This is a genomic window from Stenotrophomonas sp. YJH_SMC_8, assembly GCF_059371315.1.
In genome coordinates this window covers 1-16671 of the sequence record NZ_JCAFUL010000030.1, presented here as the reverse complement: position 1 = coordinate 16671, position 16671 = coordinate 1, and the positions used below count along the sequence as shown (strand labels likewise).

At 63.3% G+C, this 16671-nt stretch carries 13 protein-coding genes and 1 tRNA gene; all 14 read right to left on the bottom strand.

Translation table 11 applies throughout. From position 1 onward, the window contains the following. Positions 1-231 (bottom strand): GTP-binding protein (locus AC5P88_RS20445; RefSeq protein WP_495225777.1); only part of this gene is annotated, 231 nt, incomplete at its 3' end. A gap of 52 nt (positions 232-283) precedes the next feature. Next, positions 284-2425 (bottom strand): elongation factor G, encoded by a 2142-nt coding sequence (gene fusA / locus AC5P88_RS20440; protein WP_106551139.1) that lies wholly within the window; start codon positions 2423-2425, stop codon positions 284-286. A gap of 141 nt (positions 2426-2566) precedes the next feature. Next, a complete protein-coding gene (gene rpsG, locus AC5P88_RS20435; RefSeq protein WP_004145321.1) occupies positions 2567-3040 on the bottom strand; it encodes a 30S ribosomal protein S7 in 474 nt (157 codons plus the stop codon). Between the two features lie 12 nt (positions 3041-3052). Beyond that, positions 3053-3427, bottom strand: a complete 375-nt coding sequence (gene rpsL / locus AC5P88_RS20430; RefSeq protein WP_004145320.1) for a 30S ribosomal protein S12 — start codon at positions 3425-3427, stop codon at positions 3053-3055. A 283-nt stretch (positions 3428-3710) separates the two neighbouring features. After that, positions 3711-7934 carry a DNA-directed RNA polymerase subunit beta' gene (gene rpoC, locus AC5P88_RS20425; RefSeq protein WP_106551138.1) on the bottom strand — a complete coding sequence of 1408 codons (4224 nt, stop codon included), beginning with the start codon at positions 7932-7934 and terminating at the stop codon, positions 3711-3713. Between the two features lie 89 nt (positions 7935-8023). After that, positions 8024-12178 carry a DNA-directed RNA polymerase subunit beta gene (gene rpoB, locus AC5P88_RS20420; protein ID WP_049432754.1) on the bottom strand — a complete coding sequence of 1385 codons (4155 nt, stop codon included), beginning with the start codon at positions 12176-12178 and terminating at the stop codon, positions 8024-8026. 357 nt (positions 12179-12535) lie between these two features. Further along, the gene (gene rplL, locus AC5P88_RS20415) at positions 12536-12904 is read right to left on the bottom strand and encodes a 50S ribosomal protein L7/L12 (RefSeq protein ID WP_005408204.1); all 369 of its coding nucleotides are present in this window, start codon (positions 12902-12904) and stop codon (positions 12536-12538) included. Between the two features lie 63 nt (positions 12905-12967). Further along, positions 12968-13504: a 50S ribosomal protein L10 gene (gene rplJ, locus AC5P88_RS20410; protein ID WP_010480377.1), complete on the bottom strand. Its 537-nt coding sequence runs from the start codon at positions 13502-13504 to the stop codon at positions 12968-12970. Positions 13505-13888: 384 nt separating this feature from the next. Beyond that, the gene (rplA, locus tag AC5P88_RS20405) at positions 13889-14587 is read right to left on the bottom strand and encodes a 50S ribosomal protein L1 (protein ID WP_004154350.1); all 699 of its coding nucleotides are present in this window, start codon (positions 14585-14587) and stop codon (positions 13889-13891) included. A 4-nt stretch (positions 14588-14591) separates the two neighbouring features. Beyond that, the gene (gene rplK, locus AC5P88_RS20400) at positions 14592-15020 is read right to left on the bottom strand and encodes a 50S ribosomal protein L11 (protein WP_004145248.1); all 429 of its coding nucleotides are present in this window, start codon (positions 15018-15020) and stop codon (positions 14592-14594) included. A gap of 297 nt (positions 15021-15317) precedes the next feature. Beyond that, complete coding sequence (gene nusG, locus AC5P88_RS20395) at positions 15318-15878, bottom strand: transcription termination/antitermination protein NusG (RefSeq protein WP_004154362.1); 561 nt, start codon at positions 15876-15878, stop codon at positions 15318-15320. A 10-nt stretch (positions 15879-15888) separates the two neighbouring features. Further along, a complete protein-coding gene (gene secE / locus AC5P88_RS20390) occupies positions 15889-16302 on the bottom strand; it encodes a preprotein translocase subunit SecE (RefSeq protein ID WP_005408202.1) in 414 nt (137 codons plus the stop codon). A gap of 49 nt (positions 16303-16351) precedes the next feature. Next, a tRNA-Trp gene (locus AC5P88_RS20385) sits at positions 16352-16427 on the bottom strand. 103 nt (positions 16428-16530) lie between these two features. Continuing rightward, the coding region (locus AC5P88_RS20380) for an EF-Tu C-terminal domain-related protein (RefSeq protein WP_487247787.1) at positions 16531-16671 on the bottom strand (141 nt) is incomplete at its 5' end.

The window sequence follows — 16671 nt, the reverse complement described above, 5'->3', positions numbered from 1 at the left end:
GTAGTGACGGACCGGGGATTCGTATTCGACGTGCGCGGTCGAGATCGTGATGCCACGAGCCTTTTCTTCCGGAGCGGCGTCGATCGAGGAGTAGTCCTTGAACTCGCCACCGAAGCGCTCGGCACCGATCTTGGTCAGTGCAGCGGTCAGCGTGGTCTTGCCGTGGTCGACGTGACCGATGGTGCCGACGTTGACGTGCGGCTTGGTGCGCTCGAACTTACCCTTTGCCATTGTTCTATACCTTGATTGTTCGTAAGTGGTTTCAAGAGAGGCTGAGCGAGGCTCAGCCCTTCTTCATGACGGCTTCGGCGATGTTGGTCGGCGCCGGCTCGTAGTGATCGAATTCCATGGTGAAGGTGGCGCGGCCCTGGGTCTGCGAACGCAGCGCAGTGGCGTAGCCGAACATTTCACCCAGCGGGATCATCGCGTTGATGATGCTGGCCGAACCGTCACCGGTGGTGTCGGAACCCTGCAGCACGCCGCGACGACGGCTGACGTCGCCCATCACGTCACCCTGGTAATCCTCCGGGGTCACGATCTCGACCTTCATGATCGGCTCCAGCAGCACCGGCTTGGCCTTGGCGAAGCCCTGCTTGAAGGCCATGGACGAAGCCAGCTTGAACGCCATTTCCGAGGAGTCGACGTCGTGGTACGAACCGAACACCAGCTTCACCTTGACGTCCACGACCGGGAAGCCAGCCAGCGGACCGCTGGTGATGGTTTCGCGCAGGCCCTTTTCAACCGACGGAATGAATTCCTTCGGGATCACGCCGCCGGTGATGTCGTTGATGAACAGGAAGTCGTCCTTGATGGCCGGAGCCAGCTTCGGATCGGCACGGTCGGCAGCGGTGATCGGCGACAGTTCGATCACGACGTGACCGTACTGACCCTTACCACCGGACTGCTTGGCGTGCTTGTAGTCCGACTTGACGTCGGCCAGGGTGATGGTTTCGCGGTAGGCCACCTGCGGCGCGCCGACGTTGGCTTCAACGTTGAACTCGCGCTTCAGGCGGTCGACGATGATGTCCAGGTGCAGCTCGCCCATGCCCGAGATGATGGTCTGGCCGGATTCTTCGTCGGTCTTGACGCGGAACGACGGATCTTCCTGCGCCAGACGGCCCAGCGCCAGACCCATCTTTTCCTGGTCCGACTTGGTCTTCGGCTCGACAGCCATCGAGATCACCGGCTCCGGGAACGTCATGCGCTCCAGGATGATCGGGGCGTCCACGGCGCACAGGGTGTCACCGGTGGTGGTGTCCTTCAGGCCCACGGCAGCGGCGATGTCACCAGCCAGAACTTCCTTGATTTCCTCGCGGTTGTTCGAGTGCATCTGCAGGATGCGGCCGATGCGCTCCTTCTTGCCCTTCACCGAGTTCAGCACGGTGTCGCCACCGTTCAGGGTGCCCGAGTAGACACGGAAGAAGGTCAGCGCGCCGACGAACGGGTCGGTGATGATCTTGAAGGCCAGCGACGAGAACGGAGCCTTGTCGTCCGACTTGCGGGTCATTTCGACGGTGTCGTCGTCAACGTCCACGCCCTTCACGTCCGGCACGTCGACCGGCGACGGCAGCAGCTGGATCACGCCGTCCAGCATGGCCTGCACGCCCTTGTTCTTGAAGGCCGAGCCGCAGTACATCGGCACGATCTCGGTGGCCAGGGTGCGGGTACGCAGCGCGTTGATGATTTCAGCCTCGGCCAGCTCTTCGCCGCCCAGGTACTTTTCCATCAGCTCTTCGTTGGCTTCGGCAGCGGTCTCGACCATGAACTGGCGAGCCTCTTCAGCCGGCCCCTGCAGCTCGGCCGGGATTTCACCGTACTCGAACTTCATGCCCTGCGAAGCCTCATCCCAATGGATGGCCTTCATCTTCAGCAGGTCGACGACGCCCTTGAAGTTGTCTTCAGCGCCGATCGGCAGCTGCATCGGCACGGCAACCGCGCCCAGCTTGGCCTTCAGCTGGCCGACGACCTTCTGGAAGTTGGCACCGGTGCGGTCCATCTTGTTGACGAACGCGATGCGCGGCACGTGGTACTTGTTGGCCTGGCGCCACACGGTTTCCGACTGCGGCTGCACGCCACCGACGGCGCACAGGACGAAGACGGCACCGTCGAGCACGCGCAGCGAGCGCTCCACTTCGATGGTGAAGTCGACGTGCCCGGGGGTGTCGATGATGTTGAAGCGGTGCTCCGGCAGGGACTTGTCCATGCCCTTCCAGAACGCGGTGGTGGCAGCGGACTGGATCGTGATGCCACGCTCCTGCTCCTGCTCCATCCAGTCCATGGTGGCGGCGCCGTCATGCACTTCACCGATCTTGTGGCTCTTGCCGGTGTAGAACAGGATGCGCTCGGACGTGGTGGTCTTGCCGGCATCGATGTGAGCCATGATGCCGAAGTTACGGTAACGCTCGATGGGAGTGGAACGGGCCACGGGAGCCTCTCAGATTTCTTGGATTTCGGATGGCCGAACGCCGCCTTTCGGCGGCCTTCGGATTGGCGCAGTCCTTCTGGGACCGCGAGGCAGCACGCACCGAAGTGGTGCTGCCCTGCCTGTTTTACAAGGCCGTCAAACTCACCAGCGGTAGTGGGCGAATGCCTTGTTGGCTTCGGCCATGCGGTGGGTTTCTTCGCGCTTCTTGATGGCGCCGCCACGGTTTTCCGAGGCGTCGATCAGTTCAGCAGCCAGCTTCTTCGGCATGGTGTTCTCACCACGCTTGCGCGCGGAGTCGATCAGCCAGCGCATGGCCAGGGCCATCTTGCGCGACGAACGCACTTCGACCGGCACCTGGTAGGTGGCACCACCGACGCGGCGCGACTTGACTTCGACCGCCGGAGCGACGTTGTCCAGAGCCTTCTGCACCAGTTCAATGGCGTTGGCGCTGCTGTTCTTCTCGGTGATCACGTCCATGGCGCCGTACACGATCTTTTCGGCGACGGACTTCTTGCCGCTCTGCATGACCATGTTGATGAAGCGGGCGATGGTTTCGCTTCCGTGCTTCGGATCGGGCAGGACGGAACGCTGCGGAGTATTACCCTTACGCGACATAGTGCTCTCTCCTTATGCCTTCGGACGCTTGGCGCCGTACTTGGAACGGGCCTGGCGACGCTTGGCAACGCCGGCGGCGTCGAGCGAGCCACGAACGGTGTGGTAACGCACACCCGGCAGGTCCTTGACGCGACCGCCGCGGATCAGGACCACGGAGTGCTCCTGCAGGTTGTGGCCTTCACCACCGATGTAGGAAATCACTTCTTCCTGGTTGGTCAGGCGGACCTTGGCAACCTTGCGCAGAGCCGAGTTCGGCTTCTTCGGAGTGGTGGTGTAGACACGGGTGCAGACGCCACGGCGCTGCGGGCACTTGTCGAGCGCCGGCGAGGCACTCTTGTAGGTGGTCGCTTGCCGCGGCTTGCGGACCAGCTGGTTGATCGTCGCCATCAGTAGGTTCTTCTGATTGGTGGCCGGAAAATCCGACCAGAGATGCGGAAATGTTAAAGCAGGCCAAAATTCTGGCCTGCTGAGACAGACGATTGTAGCAACCTGCCAGGAAAGCAGTCAAACGCCTCCTGTCAAGCCCGTTCCTGATCCCGGAACGTTACTGGGGGGCCTCCATGTACCCCGTTCAGGTTGGCAGGGGTGATCGCGGACGACCTCCCCTGCCCTTTCCCAATCCCATCGATGAACCGATGGGTGGTCCGGCCTTGCGGCCGGACCGGATACCTCATTCTTCGCCCGAGGCCTGTTCAGCTTCGGCTTCAACCACCGGTGCCTCGACCGCAGCCGGGGTGCCGGCCAGGGTCTGCATTTCCGACTCGGTGAGACCGGAAGCGCCGCGACGGCGGTTGCTGTGGTACGCCAGGCCGGTACCGGCCGGAATCAGGCGACCCACGATGACGTTTTCCTTCAGGCCACGCAGGTTGTCCGAGGTGCCGCGGACGGCCGCTTCGGTCAGCACGCGGGTGGTTTCCTGGAACGACGCGGCCGAGATGAACGATTCGGTCGCCAGCGAGGCCTTGGTGATACCCAGCAGGACCGGATCGAAGTGCGCCGGCAGCTCGTTGCGGGTCGACAGGCGCGCATTCTCCTCGATAACGCGCTGACGCTCCACCTGTTCACCGTTCAGGAACTTGCTGCTGCCCTGGTCGGTGATCTCGACCTTGCGCAGCATCTGGCGGGTGATCACCTCGATGTGCTTGTCGTTGATCTTCACGCCCTGCAGGCGGTACACGTCCTGGATTTCCTTCACCAGGTAGGCAGCCAGCGGTTCGACACCCAGCAGGCGCAGGATGTCCTGCGGGCTCGGCTCGCCGTCCACGATGGTTTCACCCTTGGTGACATGCTCGCCTTCGAACACGATGACCTGGCGGTACTTCGGGATCAGCTCTTCGTGCTCCGAACCATCGGTGTCCTTGATGATCAGGCGCTGCTTGCCCTTGGTGTCCTTGCCGAAGCTGATGATGCCCGAACGCTCGGCCAGCACCGCCGGATCCTTCGGCTTGCGCGCTTCGAACAGATCGGCCACGCGCGGCAGACCACCGGTGATGTCGCGGGTCTTCGACGCTTCCTGCGGAATCTTGGCGACCACGTCACCCACGCCGACGGCGGCGCCGTCCTGCAGGTTGACGATCGAGCGCGGCGGCAGCAGGTACTGCGCCGGCAGGTCGGTGCCCGGGATCGACAGGTCGTTGCCCTTGGCGTCGACGATGCGCACGATCGGACGCAGGTCCTTGGCCTGGGTACCACGACGCTTCGGATCGGTGATTTCGCGCGACGCCAGGCCGGTCAGCTCGTCGGTCTTCTCGATGACGGTGATGCCGTCGACGAAGTCGATGAAGCGGATGAAGCCGGCCACTTCCGACACGATCGGGTGGTTATGCGGATCCCAGTTGGCCACGGTCTGGCCAGCCTTGATCGCATCACCGTCCTTGGACGTGATGGTCGCACCGTACGGCAGCTTGTAACGCTCACGCTCACGGCCGTGGGCATCGAGCACCGAGATTTCGCCCGAGCGCGACACTGCCACCAGCGAGCCATTGGCGTGCTCGACCGACTTGAGGTTGCTGAACTTGACCGAGCCGGTGGTCTTGACGGTGATGTTGTCGACCGCAGCAGCTCGCGACGCCGCACCACCGATGTGGAACGTACGCATGGTCAGCTGGGTACCCGGCTCACCGATGGACTGGGCGGCGATGACGCCAACCGCTTCACCGATGTTGACCAGGTGGCCACGGGCCAGATCGCGGCCGTAGCAGCGCGAGCAGACACCGAAGGCCGATTCGCAGGAGATGGTCGAGCGGACCTTGATGGTCTGCACGCCGGCATCTTCCAGCTTGGCGACCCAGGCTTCGTCGAGCAGGGTGTTGCGGGTGACGATCGGATCCTCGTCGTTGCCCGGCAGGAACACGTCCTCGGCCACCACGCGACCCAGCACGCGATCCTTCAGCGGCTCGACCACGTCGCCGCCTTCCACGATCGGGGTCATGATCAGGCCTTCGGTGGTACCGCAATCCACCTCGGTGATGACCACGTCCTGCGCGACGTCGACCAGACGACGGGTCAGGTAACCCGAGTTCGCGGTCTTCAGCGCGGTATCGGCCAGACCCTTACGGGCACCGTGGGTGGAGTTGAAGTACTCCTGCACGTTCAGGCCTTCGCGGAAGTTCGCCTTGATGGGCGTCTCGATGATCGAGCCGTCCGGACGCGCCATCAGGCCACGCATACCGGCCAGCTGACGGATCTGCGCCTGCGAACCACGCGCACCGGAGTCGGCCATGATGTACAGCGAGTTCATCGACTTCTGGTCGATGGTCTCACCCTTGGCATTGACCACCTTCTCGGTACCGATGGTGTCCATCATCGCCTTGGCGATGCGCTCGTTGGTGCGCGACCAGATGTCGACCACCTTGTTGTAGCGCTCGCCGGCGGTGACCAGGCCCGACTGGTACTGCTCCTGGATTTCCAGCACTTCGGCTTCGGCCTCGGTGAGGATGCCCTTCTTCTCGTCCGGGATCAGCATGTCGTCGATGCCGATCGAGACGCCGGCGCGGGTCGCGTAGGCGAAGCCGGTGTACATCAGCTTGTCGGCGAACACGACCGTGTCCTTCAGGCCCAGCTGGCGGTAGCTGGAGTTGATCAGGCGGCTGATGTTCTTCTTGGTCAGCTCGGTGTTGGCCAGCGCGAACGGCAGGCCTTCCGGCAGGATTTCAGCCAGCAGGGCGCGACCGATCGTGGTGTCCACGATCGAGGTCTTGTTCTGCTTGATGCCGTCTTCGTCGGTCACCACCTCGGTGATGCGGACCTTGACGCGCGCGTGCAGTTCCACCACGCGGTTGTCGTAGGCACGCTTCACTTCGGCGATGTTGGCGAAGGCCATGCCCTCGCCCTTCTTGTTTTCCAGCGAGCGGGTCATGTAGTACAGACCCAGCACGACGTCCTGCGACGGCACGATGATCGGCTCGCCGTTGGCCGGCGACAGGATGTTGTTGGTCGACATCATCAGCGCACGCGCTTCCAGCTGGGCTTCCAGCGAGAGCGGCACGTGGACGGCCATCTGGTCACCGTCGAAGTCGGCGTTGAACGCGGTGCAGACCAGCGGGTGCAGCTGGATGGCCTTGCCTTCGATCAGCACCGGCTCGAACGCCTGGATGCCCAGACGGTGCAGGGTCGGCGCACGGTTCAGCATCACCGGATGCTCGCGGATGACCTCTTCCAGGATGTCCCAGACTTCGGCTTCTTCGCGCTCGACCAGTTTCTTGGCGGCCTTGATGGTGGTGGCCAGGCCACGGCGCTGCAGCTTGGCGAAGACGAACGGCTTGAACAGCTCGAGCGCCATCTTCTTCGGCAGGCCGCACTGGTGCAGGCGCAGGTACGGACCGACCACGATGACCGAACGGCCCGAGTAGTCGACGCGCTTGCCCAGCAGGTTCTGGCGGAAGCGACCCTGCTTGCCCTTGATCATGTCGGCCAGCGACTTCAGCGGGCGCTTGTTCGTGCCGGTGATGGCACGGCCACGACGGCCGTTGTCCAGCAGCGCATCGACCGATTCCTGCAACATGCGCTTTTCATTGCGCACGATGATGTCCGGCGCGCTCAGTTCGAGCAGGCGGCGCAGGCGGTTGTTGCGGTTGATGACGCGGCGGTAAAGGTCGTTCAGGTCGGAGGTCGCGAAGCGGCCGCCATCCAGCGGGACCAGCGGACGCAGGTCCGGCGGCAGCACCGGCAGCACGGTCATGACCATCCATTCCGGACGGTTGCCCGATTCCAGGAAGGCTTCGATCAGCTTGATGCGCTTGGTGAGGCGCTTGAGCTTGGTTTCCGAACCGGTAGCAGCGATCTCTTCGCGCAGGCGGGTCATTTCCGACTGCAGGTCGATCGTGCGCAGCAGTTCGTACACGGCCTCGGCGCCCATGGCGGCGTCGAAGTCGTCACCGTGCTCCTGGCGGGCCTGCAGGTACTGTTCTTCGGTCAGCAGCTGGCGGCGTTCCAGGGCGGTCAGGCCCGGCTCGGTCACCACGTAGGCTTCGAAGTACAGCACGCGCTCGATGTCGCGCAGGGTCATGTCCAGCATCAGGCCGATGCGCGACGGCAGCGACTTCAGGAACCAGATGTGCGCGACCGGCGAGGCCAGGTCGATGTGGCCCATGCGCTCGCGACGCACCTTGGCCAGGGTCACTTCGGTGCCGCACTTTTCGCAGACCACGCCGCGGTGCTTCATGCGCTTGTACTTGCCGCACAGGCACTCGTAGTCCTTCACCGGGCCGAAGATGGCGGCGCAGAACAGGCCGTCGCGTTCCGGCTTGAAGGTACGGTAGTTGATGGTTTCCGGCTTCTTCACTTCGCCGAAGGACCACGAGCGGATCAGGTCCGGCGAGGCCAGCGCGATCTTGATCGCGTCGAAGTCCAGCGTCTGGCGCTGCTGGTTGAAGAGGTTGAGCAGGTCTTTCATGGTGTTCTCCAGAAGGAGGAATGCTGTGTCGATGGGCTTTCAGTTGACTGCCAGCGGCGCGGCGGCGGAGGCCGCCGCGCCGGCATGGATCAGTTGTCTTCCAGTTCCATGTTGATGGCCAGCGAGCGGATTTCCTTCACGAGCACGTTGAAGGATTCCGGCATGCCCGCGACCATCTCGTGCTCACCGTCGACGATGTTCTTGTACATCTGGTTGCGGCCCTGCACGTCATCGGACTTCACCGTCAGCATTTCCTGCAGGGTGTAGGCCGCGCCGTAGGCTTCCAGCGCCCAGACTTCCATTTCACCGAAGCGCTGGCCGCCGAACTGCGCCTTGCCGCCCAGCGGCTGCTGGGTAACGAGCGAGTACGGACCGGTCGAACGGGCGTGCATCTTGTCGTCGACCAGGTGGTTCAGCTTCAGGTAGTGCATGTAACCAACGGTGGTGTGGCGATCGAACGCTTCACCGGTGCGGCCGTCGTACAGCTGGGTCTGGCCACTGCTCGGCAGGTCGGCCAGTTCCAGCATGCGCTTGATTTCCGCTTCGGTGGCGCCGTCGAACACCGGGGTGGCCATCGGCACGCCGTCGGTCAGGTTACGGGCCAGGCGCAGCAGTTCCTCGTCGCTGAACTGCGACAGGTCGACACGGTTGGCCACGTTGGTGTCGTCGTGGTTGTAGATGTCGTCCAGGAACTTGCGCAGGTCGGCAACGGCGGCCTGGGCTTCCATCATCGCCTGGATCTTGCGACCCAGACCCTTGGCCGCCCAGCCCAGGTGCACTTCCAGAATCTGACCGATGTTCATACGCGACGGCACGCCCAGCGGGTTCAGCACGATGTCCACGGTCTCGCCCGAGGCCATGTACGGCATGTCCTCGACCGGCACCACGTTGGAGACCACACCCTTGTTGCCGTGGCGGCCTGCCATCTTGTCGCCCGGCTGGATGCGGCGCTTCACGGCCAGGAACACCTTGACCATCTTCAGCACGCCCGGAGCGAGGTCGTCGCCGGCGGTGATCTTGCCGCGCTTGTCGGCGAAGCGACGCTCGAATTCCTTCTCGTGCGCCTGGATCTGCTTCTGCGCGCGCTCGATGGCTTCCGAAGCGTCTTCGTCCTTCATGCGCAGGGCGAACCAGTCAGCCTTCTTCAGGCCGTCCAGGAAGGCGTCGGTGATCACGTCACCCTTCTTCAGGCCAGCGCCACCGTTGACCACCTTGCCCACGATCTGCGAACGCAGACGCATGTAGATGGCGGCTTCCAGGATGCGGAACTGGTCGTCGAAGTCCTTCTTGACGCGCTTGATTTCAGATTCTTCGATCTGGCGGGCGCGCTTGTCCTTCTCGATGCCGTCGCGGGTGAAGACCTGCACGTCGATGACGGTGCCGTCCATGCCCGGCGGAACGCGCAGCGAGCTGTCCTTCACGTCCGAAGCCTTCTCGCCGAAGATCGCGCGCAGCAGCTTCTCTTCCGGGGTCAGCTGGCTTTCGCCCTTCGGGGTGACCTTGCCGACCATGATGTCGCCGGCGCGGACTTCGGCACCGATGTACACCACGCCGCTCTCGTCCAGGCGGTTCAGCGCCTGCTCGGAGACGTTCGGGATGTCGGCGGAGATTTCCTCCGGCCCCAGCTTGGTGTCACGCGCGACGCAGGTCAGCTCTTCGATGTGGATCGTGGTGTAACGATCCTCTTCCACCACGCGCTCGGAGAGCAGGATGGAGTCTTCGAAGTTGTAGCCGTTCCACGGCATGAACGCGATCAGCATGTTCTGGCCCAGGGCCAGTTCGCCGATGTCGGTGGACGGACCGTCGGCCAGCACGTCGCCGCGGGCGATGACGTCACCCACCTGGACCAGCGGACGCTGGTTGATGCAGGTGTTCTGGTTCGAACGGGTGTACTTGACCAGGTTGTAGATGTCCACGCCTGCGTCGGTGGCGCCAACGATCTCTTCCTCGTTGACCTTGACCACGATGCGGGCGGCGTCGATCTGCACGATCTCGCCACCACGGCGGGCGTTCACGGTCACGCCGGAGTCACGCGCCACCGCGCGCTCGATGCCGGTACCAACCAGCGGCTTCTGCGCACGCAGGGTCGGCACGGCCTGGCGCTGCATGTTGGCGCCCATCAGTGCGCGGTTCGCGTCATCGTGCTCCAGGAACGGAACCAGCGCGGCCGCGATCGACACGGTCTGCATCGGCGAGACGTCCATGAAGTGGACTTCCGCCGGCGGCTTCAGCAGCGATTCGCCCTGGAAGCGGCACGGCACGAACTGCTCGGTCAGCACGCTGTCGGCATTGGTCAGGGCGTTGGCCTGCGCAATGACGTACTCGTTTTCTTCGATGGCCGACAGGAACTCGACTTCGTCATAGACCTTGCCGTCCACGACCTTGCGGTACGGGGTCTCGAGGAAACCGTACTGGTTGGTGCGGGCGTACACGGCCAGCGAGTTGATCAGGCCGATGTTCGGGCCTTCCGGGGTTTCGATGGTGCAGACGCGGCCGTAATGGGTCGGGTGCACGTCGCGCACTTCGAAGCCGGCGCGCTCACGGGTCAGACCGCCCGGGCCCAGGGCCGAGACGCGACGCTTGTGGGTCACTTCCGACAGCGGGTTGTTCTGGTCCATGAACTGCGACAGCTGCGAGGAGCCGAAGAACTCCTTGATGGCAGCGGCGACCGGCTTGGCGTTGATCAGCTCCTGCGGGGTCAGGCCTTCGGACTCGGCCATCGACAGGCGCTCCTTGACCGCGCGCTCGACGCGGACCAGGCCGACGCGGAACACGTTCTCGGCCATTTCGCCGACCGAACGCACGCGACGGTTGCCCAGGTGGTCGATGTCGTCGACCACGCCGCGACCGTTGCGGATCTCGGTCAGGACCTTGATCACGTCCAGGATGTCGGAGCTGTCGCCGTGGGCGGCAACCAGGCGCTTGGACTCTTCGTCGTTGCGCTCACCGAAGTACTTGCTGTCGTACAGCACGGCTTCGCCGGTGGTTTCCTTGCGGCCCACGCGACGGTTGAACTTCATGCGGCCGACCGCGGACAGGTCGTAGCGCTCGAAGGTGAAGAACAGGTTGTGGAACAGGTTCTGCGCGGCATCCTTGGTCGGCGGCTCGCCCGGACGCATCATGCGGTAGATCTCGACCAGGGCTTCCAGCTGGGTCTTGGTCGGGTCGATGCGCAGGGTGTTGGACAGGTACGGGCCACGATCCAGGTCGTTCACCCACAGGGTGCCAACCGCATCAACACCGGCCTTGCGGAAGTTCTGCAGCTGCTCGTCGCTGATCTCATCGTTGGCCTGTGCCAGCAGTTCGCCGGTCGAGGCATCGACCACGTCGTGCGACAGGATGCGGCCGACGATGTAGTCGTCCGGCACGGCCAGGGCGGCGATGCCCGAGGCTTCCAGCTGCTTGATGTGGCGCGCGGTGATGCGCTTGCCGGCTTCCACGATGACCTTGTCGCCGTCGGCGAGGTCGAAGCCCAGGGTTTCGCCACGCAGGCGCTCCGGCACCAGCTCCAGCTGGACGCCTTCATCCGGGTTGATGTGGAAGGTGTTGATCTCAAAGAACTCGGCCAGCATCTCTTCGTTGCTGTAGCCGAGCGCGCGCAGCAGGATCGACACCGGCAGCTTGCGGCGGCGGTCGATACGGGTGAACAGCGCGTCCTTCGGGTCGAACTCGAAGTCCAGCCAGGAACCGCGGTAAGGAATGATGCGGGCGCTGTACAGCAGCTTGCCCGAGCTGTGGGTCTTGCCACGGTCGTGGTCGAAGAACACGCCCGGCGAGCGGTGCAGCTGCGAGACGATGACGCGCTCGGTGCCGTTGACGATGAAGGTGCCGTTCTCGGTCATCAGCGGGATTTCGCCCAGATAGACCTCCTGCTCCTTCACGTACTTGATGGCCTTGGTCGACGACTCACGGTCGTAGATCACCAGGCGCACGGTCACGCGCAGCGGGGCGCCGTAGCTCATGCCACGCTGGCGGCACTCGCGCTCGTCGAAGACCGGTTCGCCCAGCTTGTAGCCGACGTATTCCAGGGCAGCATTGCCGCTGTAGCTGGCGATCGGGAAGACCGACTTCAGCGCAGCGTGCAGGCCGTGGTCCGTGCGCTTGGCCGGATCGACGTTTTCCTGCAGGAATTCACGGTAGGAATCCACCTGGATGGCGAGCAGGAACGGCACTTCGAGAATCGAGCGCTGCTTGCCGAAATCCTTGCGGATACGCTTTTTTTCGGTGAACGAATAGGACGTCATGAGGTCTTCCACCTTGTTGTGCGGGCCGTGCGTCCACGACCCAGAAGGAAACTTGAAATTGTCAGTTGGAAGTCGCTGGTATTGCCGGCACCAGCACGCCTTCTCCCGCTACTTCCAACTGCCAACTCGTCTGCTACCACGCCCCTGCTGCCGCGCGCTGCGCTGGCCGGCCGGGGTTTGACTGCAGCCCGTGTTGGGCTTTTTGCTGCTTCTTGCATCCACGCATGGCGTGGATCTACCGATTACATCCACGCATGGCGTGGATCCACAACACCGCAACAACGACCAAAGGCCGGGGGCTTACGCCCCCAGCCTTGGCTGCATCGCCGTGAATCGGTGACGATGCAAGGTAACTGCTTACTTGACTTCGACAGTCGCGCCAGCAGCTTCCAGGTCCTTCTTCATCTTCTCGGCGTCTTCCTTCGAAGCGCCTTCCTTCAGGACGCCACCGGCTTCGGCCAGGTCCTTCGCTTCCTTCAGGCCCAGGCCGGTGATGGCGCGGACGGCCTTGATGACTTCGACCTTCTTGTCGCCGGCCGACTTCAGGGTGACGGTGAACTCGGTCTGCTCTTCAACAGCAGCGGCCGGGCCAGCGGCAGCAGCCACGGCAACCGGAGCAGCGGCGGAGACGCCGAACTTCTCTTCGATGGCCTTGACCAGCTCCATCACTTCCATCAGGGACTTCTCGGCGATGGCGTCGACGATCTGTTCGTTGGTAAGGGACATGATTAATACCTTTGGATGATTTTCTGGGTTGAGGTTCCGTCAGGAACCACGGTAAGTCGAAACTCAGGCGGTCTCGGCGGCCGGCTCGGCAGCGTCGGCGGCGACATCGCCACCACCCTGCTTCTCGCCAACGGCCTTGATGGCGCGGGCAAACATCGTGACCGGCTCGGTCAGGACGCGGGCCAGCATGGCCAGGGCCTGATCGCGGGTCGGCAGCGAGGCCAGCACTTCGACGTGGCTTGCCGGGAACACTTCGCCACCGATGGCGACGACCTTAGCCTTCAGCTTGTCGTTGCCCTTGGCGGCTTCCTTGATCAGGCGACCGGCAGCGCCGGGCTCCTCGAGCGAGAACGCGTACAGCAGCGGACCAACCATCTGGTCCTGGGCGACTGCGAACTCGGTGCCTTCAACGGCGCGCGAAGCCAGGGTGTTCTTGACAACCTTCAAGAAAACACCGGTTTCACGAGCCTGCTTGCGCATCGCGGTCATCTGGGCGACCGTGGTGCCAGCGTATTCGGCTGCGATCAAGGAGTGGGCCTTGGCGGCGACGTCTGCCAGCTCGGCGACTACTTCTTGCTTCTGGGACAGATTGAGAGCCATTGCACTCCTCCTATTGAACTCCGCTTACGGCTCCTGCCGTGTGCGGTCCTGTGCGGCATCCGTCCTGGACGCCGGGAACATCGGGATGATGTTCCGGGGGGTGGGCCGTTCCAGACCTGGAGGCAATCAGGGAAATCCCAGACATGCGTGAACCAGAAAAACTCCAGAAGGGCACCATCTACGCAGGTTGATTCCGGGGAATCGATTAAGCGTTCGTGACTGCTCCGGCGGCGACTCCTTGCCAGATCGAGCTTCCGTGCCCGTCGCCGGTAGTGCCACGACCGCGCCTGCGGTCTTTGACGGCTACCGCGGGCGATGCACTGCCAGCGATGCCTTCAAATGTCACGGTCACGGCACCCGAGGCACCGTGACCGCTTCAAACAATTACTTCAGGGTCAGCGACGACTGGTCGACGGTGACGCCCGGGCCCATCGTCGAGCTGACCGAAACCTTCTGCAGGTAGGTGCCCTTCGAGGTGGCCGGCTTGGCCTTGATCAGGTCCAGCAGCAGCGCGGTCAGGTTCGACTTCAGCGCGTCTTCGGCGAAGTCGGCCTTGCCGATGGTGCAGTGGATGATGCCGGCCTTGTCGGTGCGGTAACGGACCTGACCCGACTTGGCGTTCTTCACGGCTTCACCCGGGTTCGGGGAAACGGTGCCGACCTTCGGGTTCGGCATCAGGCCGCGCGGGCCCAGCACGGTGCCCAGCTTACCGACGACGCGCATGGCGTCCGGGGTCGCGATGACGACGTCGTAGTTCAGATCGCCGGCCTGCATCTTCTCGGCCAGGTCATCCATACCGACGGCTTCGGCGCCAGCGGCTAGGGCTTCATCAGCCTTGGCACCGGCCGGAGCGAACACGGCGACGCGGACCGACTTGCCGGTACCGGCCGGCAGCACGGTAGAGCCACGGACCTGCTGGTCGGACTTCTTCGCATCGACGCCCAGGCGCACAGCGACGTCGATCGACTCGACGAACTTGGCCTTGGTGGCGCTCTTCAGGATGTTGATCGCGTCCTCGAAGGCGTATGCCTTGCCCGGAACGACGGCGGCCTTGATGGCCTTCTCACGCTTGGTCTGTGCCATCTTATTAACCCTCCACCACGAGGCCCATGGAACGGGCAGAGCCAGCGATGGTACGCACGGCGGCGTCCAGATCGGCGGCAGTCAGATCCGGTTCCTTCGCCTTGGCGATCTCTTCCAGCTGCTTACGGGTGACCTTGCCGACCTTCTCGGTGTTCGGGCGCTTGGAGCCCGACGAGATGCCAGCGGCCTTCTTCAGCAGGGTGGTGGCCGGGGTGCTCTTGGTGATGAAGGTGAACGTACGGTCCGAGTAGGCCGTGATGATCACCGGAACCGGCAGGCCCGGCTCGAGCTTCTGCGTGGCGGCGTTGAACGCCTTGCAGAATTCCATGATGTTCAGACCGCGCTGACCCAGCGCAGGACCGACCGGCGGCGAGGGGTTGGCCTGACCGGCCTTCACCTGCAGCTTGATGTAACCGACAACTTTCTTTGCCATGAGTATGCTCTCCGGGTGCTAGCGCCTTTCGACAACAGGCTCCCCATCGGACCGGGAATCACGCGTCCCGGCATCGCGTTTTGAAATCATGCTGAAGGCCACCTTGCGGCGGCCTCGTCCTGCTGGCTTCCCAGCGGGGAGCCGCGCACTATATCAGGTTTTTTCTTCACATGCCTGAAGCGGCACGTAAACGGAAGAAACCGGGCAAGGCCCGGTTCCCTTTGTAGAGTCGAGCCATGCTCGACTGCCACACCATCCAGACCCCGGAGTCGAGCATGGCTCGACTCTACAGCTGGATCAGACGGCCTTTTCGACCTGGCCGAACTCGAGTTCGACCGGGGTGGCACGACCGAAGATCAGCACCGAGACGCGCAGACGGCTCTTCTCGTAGTTGACTTCTTCGACGACGCCGTTGAAATCGTTGAACGGGCCATCGGTGACACGAACCATCTGGCCCGGCTCGAACAGCACCTTCGGACGCGGCTTCTCGACACCTTCCTGAACGCGGTTCAGGATGGCCTCGGCCTCGGAATCGGCGATCGGCAGCGGGCGATCGGCAGTACCGCCGATGAAGCCCATCACGCGCGGGGTTTCCTTGACCAGGTGCCAGCTTTCGTTGTCGATGCGCGGAATACCGGCTTCTTCGTGGGTCTCGATCTGGACCAGCACGTAACCCGGGAAGAACTTGCGCTCGGACCGGCGCTTCTGGCCAGCGCGCATCTCGACCACTTCTTCGGTCGGGACCAGGACATCGCCGAAGCGCTCTTCCATGCCGTCACGGACGATGCGATCGCGCAGAGCCTGCGCCACCGACTTCTCGAAGCCCGAATAGGCGTGAACGACGTACCAACGCTTCATGCAATTCTCCTTAGCGGCTCAGGAACAACTGAACCAGCCACTGAATGACGTAATCGAACCCACCCAGCAACAGACTGAGAATGGTCACCACCACCATCACGACCCAGGTCATGCGGATGGCTTCCTGGCGCGTCGGCCAGACCACCTTGCGCAGTTCGAAGCGCGACTCGGAGAGGAATTCGCGGGTGTCGCGCCCCTTGCCGGTCAGCATGAACACGCCGATACCGCCAACCAGACCGACTACGACCGCCAACGCACGCAGCTGACCCGCCCACGCACCCAGCTGGGTTGCGCGACCGGAGTCGGCGGAGAACCAGAACCAGACGAACAGACCGGCCAGCACCAGCAGCGATGCGGCGACATACTTGACGATATCCCCACCGTTGGCGGAGTTGTCCTTGGAGTGTTCGATCTTGCTATTCATCAGGCTGTGTCTGCTTTAGCGGCCCAGGCCGCTGGATAAGGTGGGCAGATGGCACGCCAGGAGGGACTCGAACCCCCAACCTGCGGTTTTGGAGACCGCTGCTCTGCCAATTGAGCTACTGGCGTACGTTTTGAAACTTGCCTTCCCTTAGACGGCGAAGGCGGACCGAGGTTCCCGGCCCGCCATTCGCGTAACCGGCGGCGCTATGCAACCACCGGTACTGCAGGCTTACTCGATGATCTTCGAGACCACGCCGGCGCCGACGGTACGGCCGCCTTCGCGGATGGCGAAGCGCAGGCCTTCGTCCATTGCCACCGGGTTGATCAGGGTGACGACCATCTTGACGTTGTCACCCGGCATCACCATTTC

Coding starts and splice junctions, on each gene's coding strand:
- rplL (WP_005408204.1), bottom strand. CDS start 12,904: ATGTCCCTTACCAACGAACAGATCGTCGACGCCATCGCCGAGAAGTCC.
- rpoB (WP_049432754.1), bottom strand. CDS start 12,178: ATGACGTCCTATTCGTTCACCGAAAAAAAGCGTATCCGCAAGGATTTC.
- rplJ (WP_010480377.1), bottom strand. CDS start 13,504: ATGGCTCTCAATCTGTCCCAGAAGCAAGAAGTAGTCGCCGAGCTGGCA.
- rpoC (WP_106551138.1), bottom strand. CDS start 7,934: ATGAAAGACCTGCTCAACCTCTTCAACCAGCAGCGCCAGACGCTGGAC.
- rpsL (WP_004145320.1), bottom strand. CDS start 3,427: ATGGCGACGATCAACCAGCTGGTCCGCAAGCCGCGGCAAGCGACCACC.
- secE (WP_005408202.1), bottom strand. CDS start 16,302: ATGAATAGCAAGATCGAACACTCCAAGGACAACTCCGCCAACGGTGGG.
- rplA (WP_004154350.1), bottom strand. CDS start 14,587: ATGGCACAGACCAAGCGTGAGAAGGCCATCAAGGCCGCCGTCGTTCCG.
- rplK (WP_004145248.1), bottom strand. CDS start 15,020: ATGGCAAAGAAAGTTGTCGGTTACATCAAGCTGCAGGTGAAGGCCGGT.
- rpsG (WP_004145321.1), bottom strand. CDS start 3,040: ATGTCGCGTAAGGGTAATACTCCGCAGCGTTCCGTCCTGCCCGATCCG.
- nusG (WP_004154362.1), bottom strand. CDS start 15,878: ATGAAGCGTTGGTACGTCGTTCACGCCTATTCGGGCTTCGAGAAGTCG.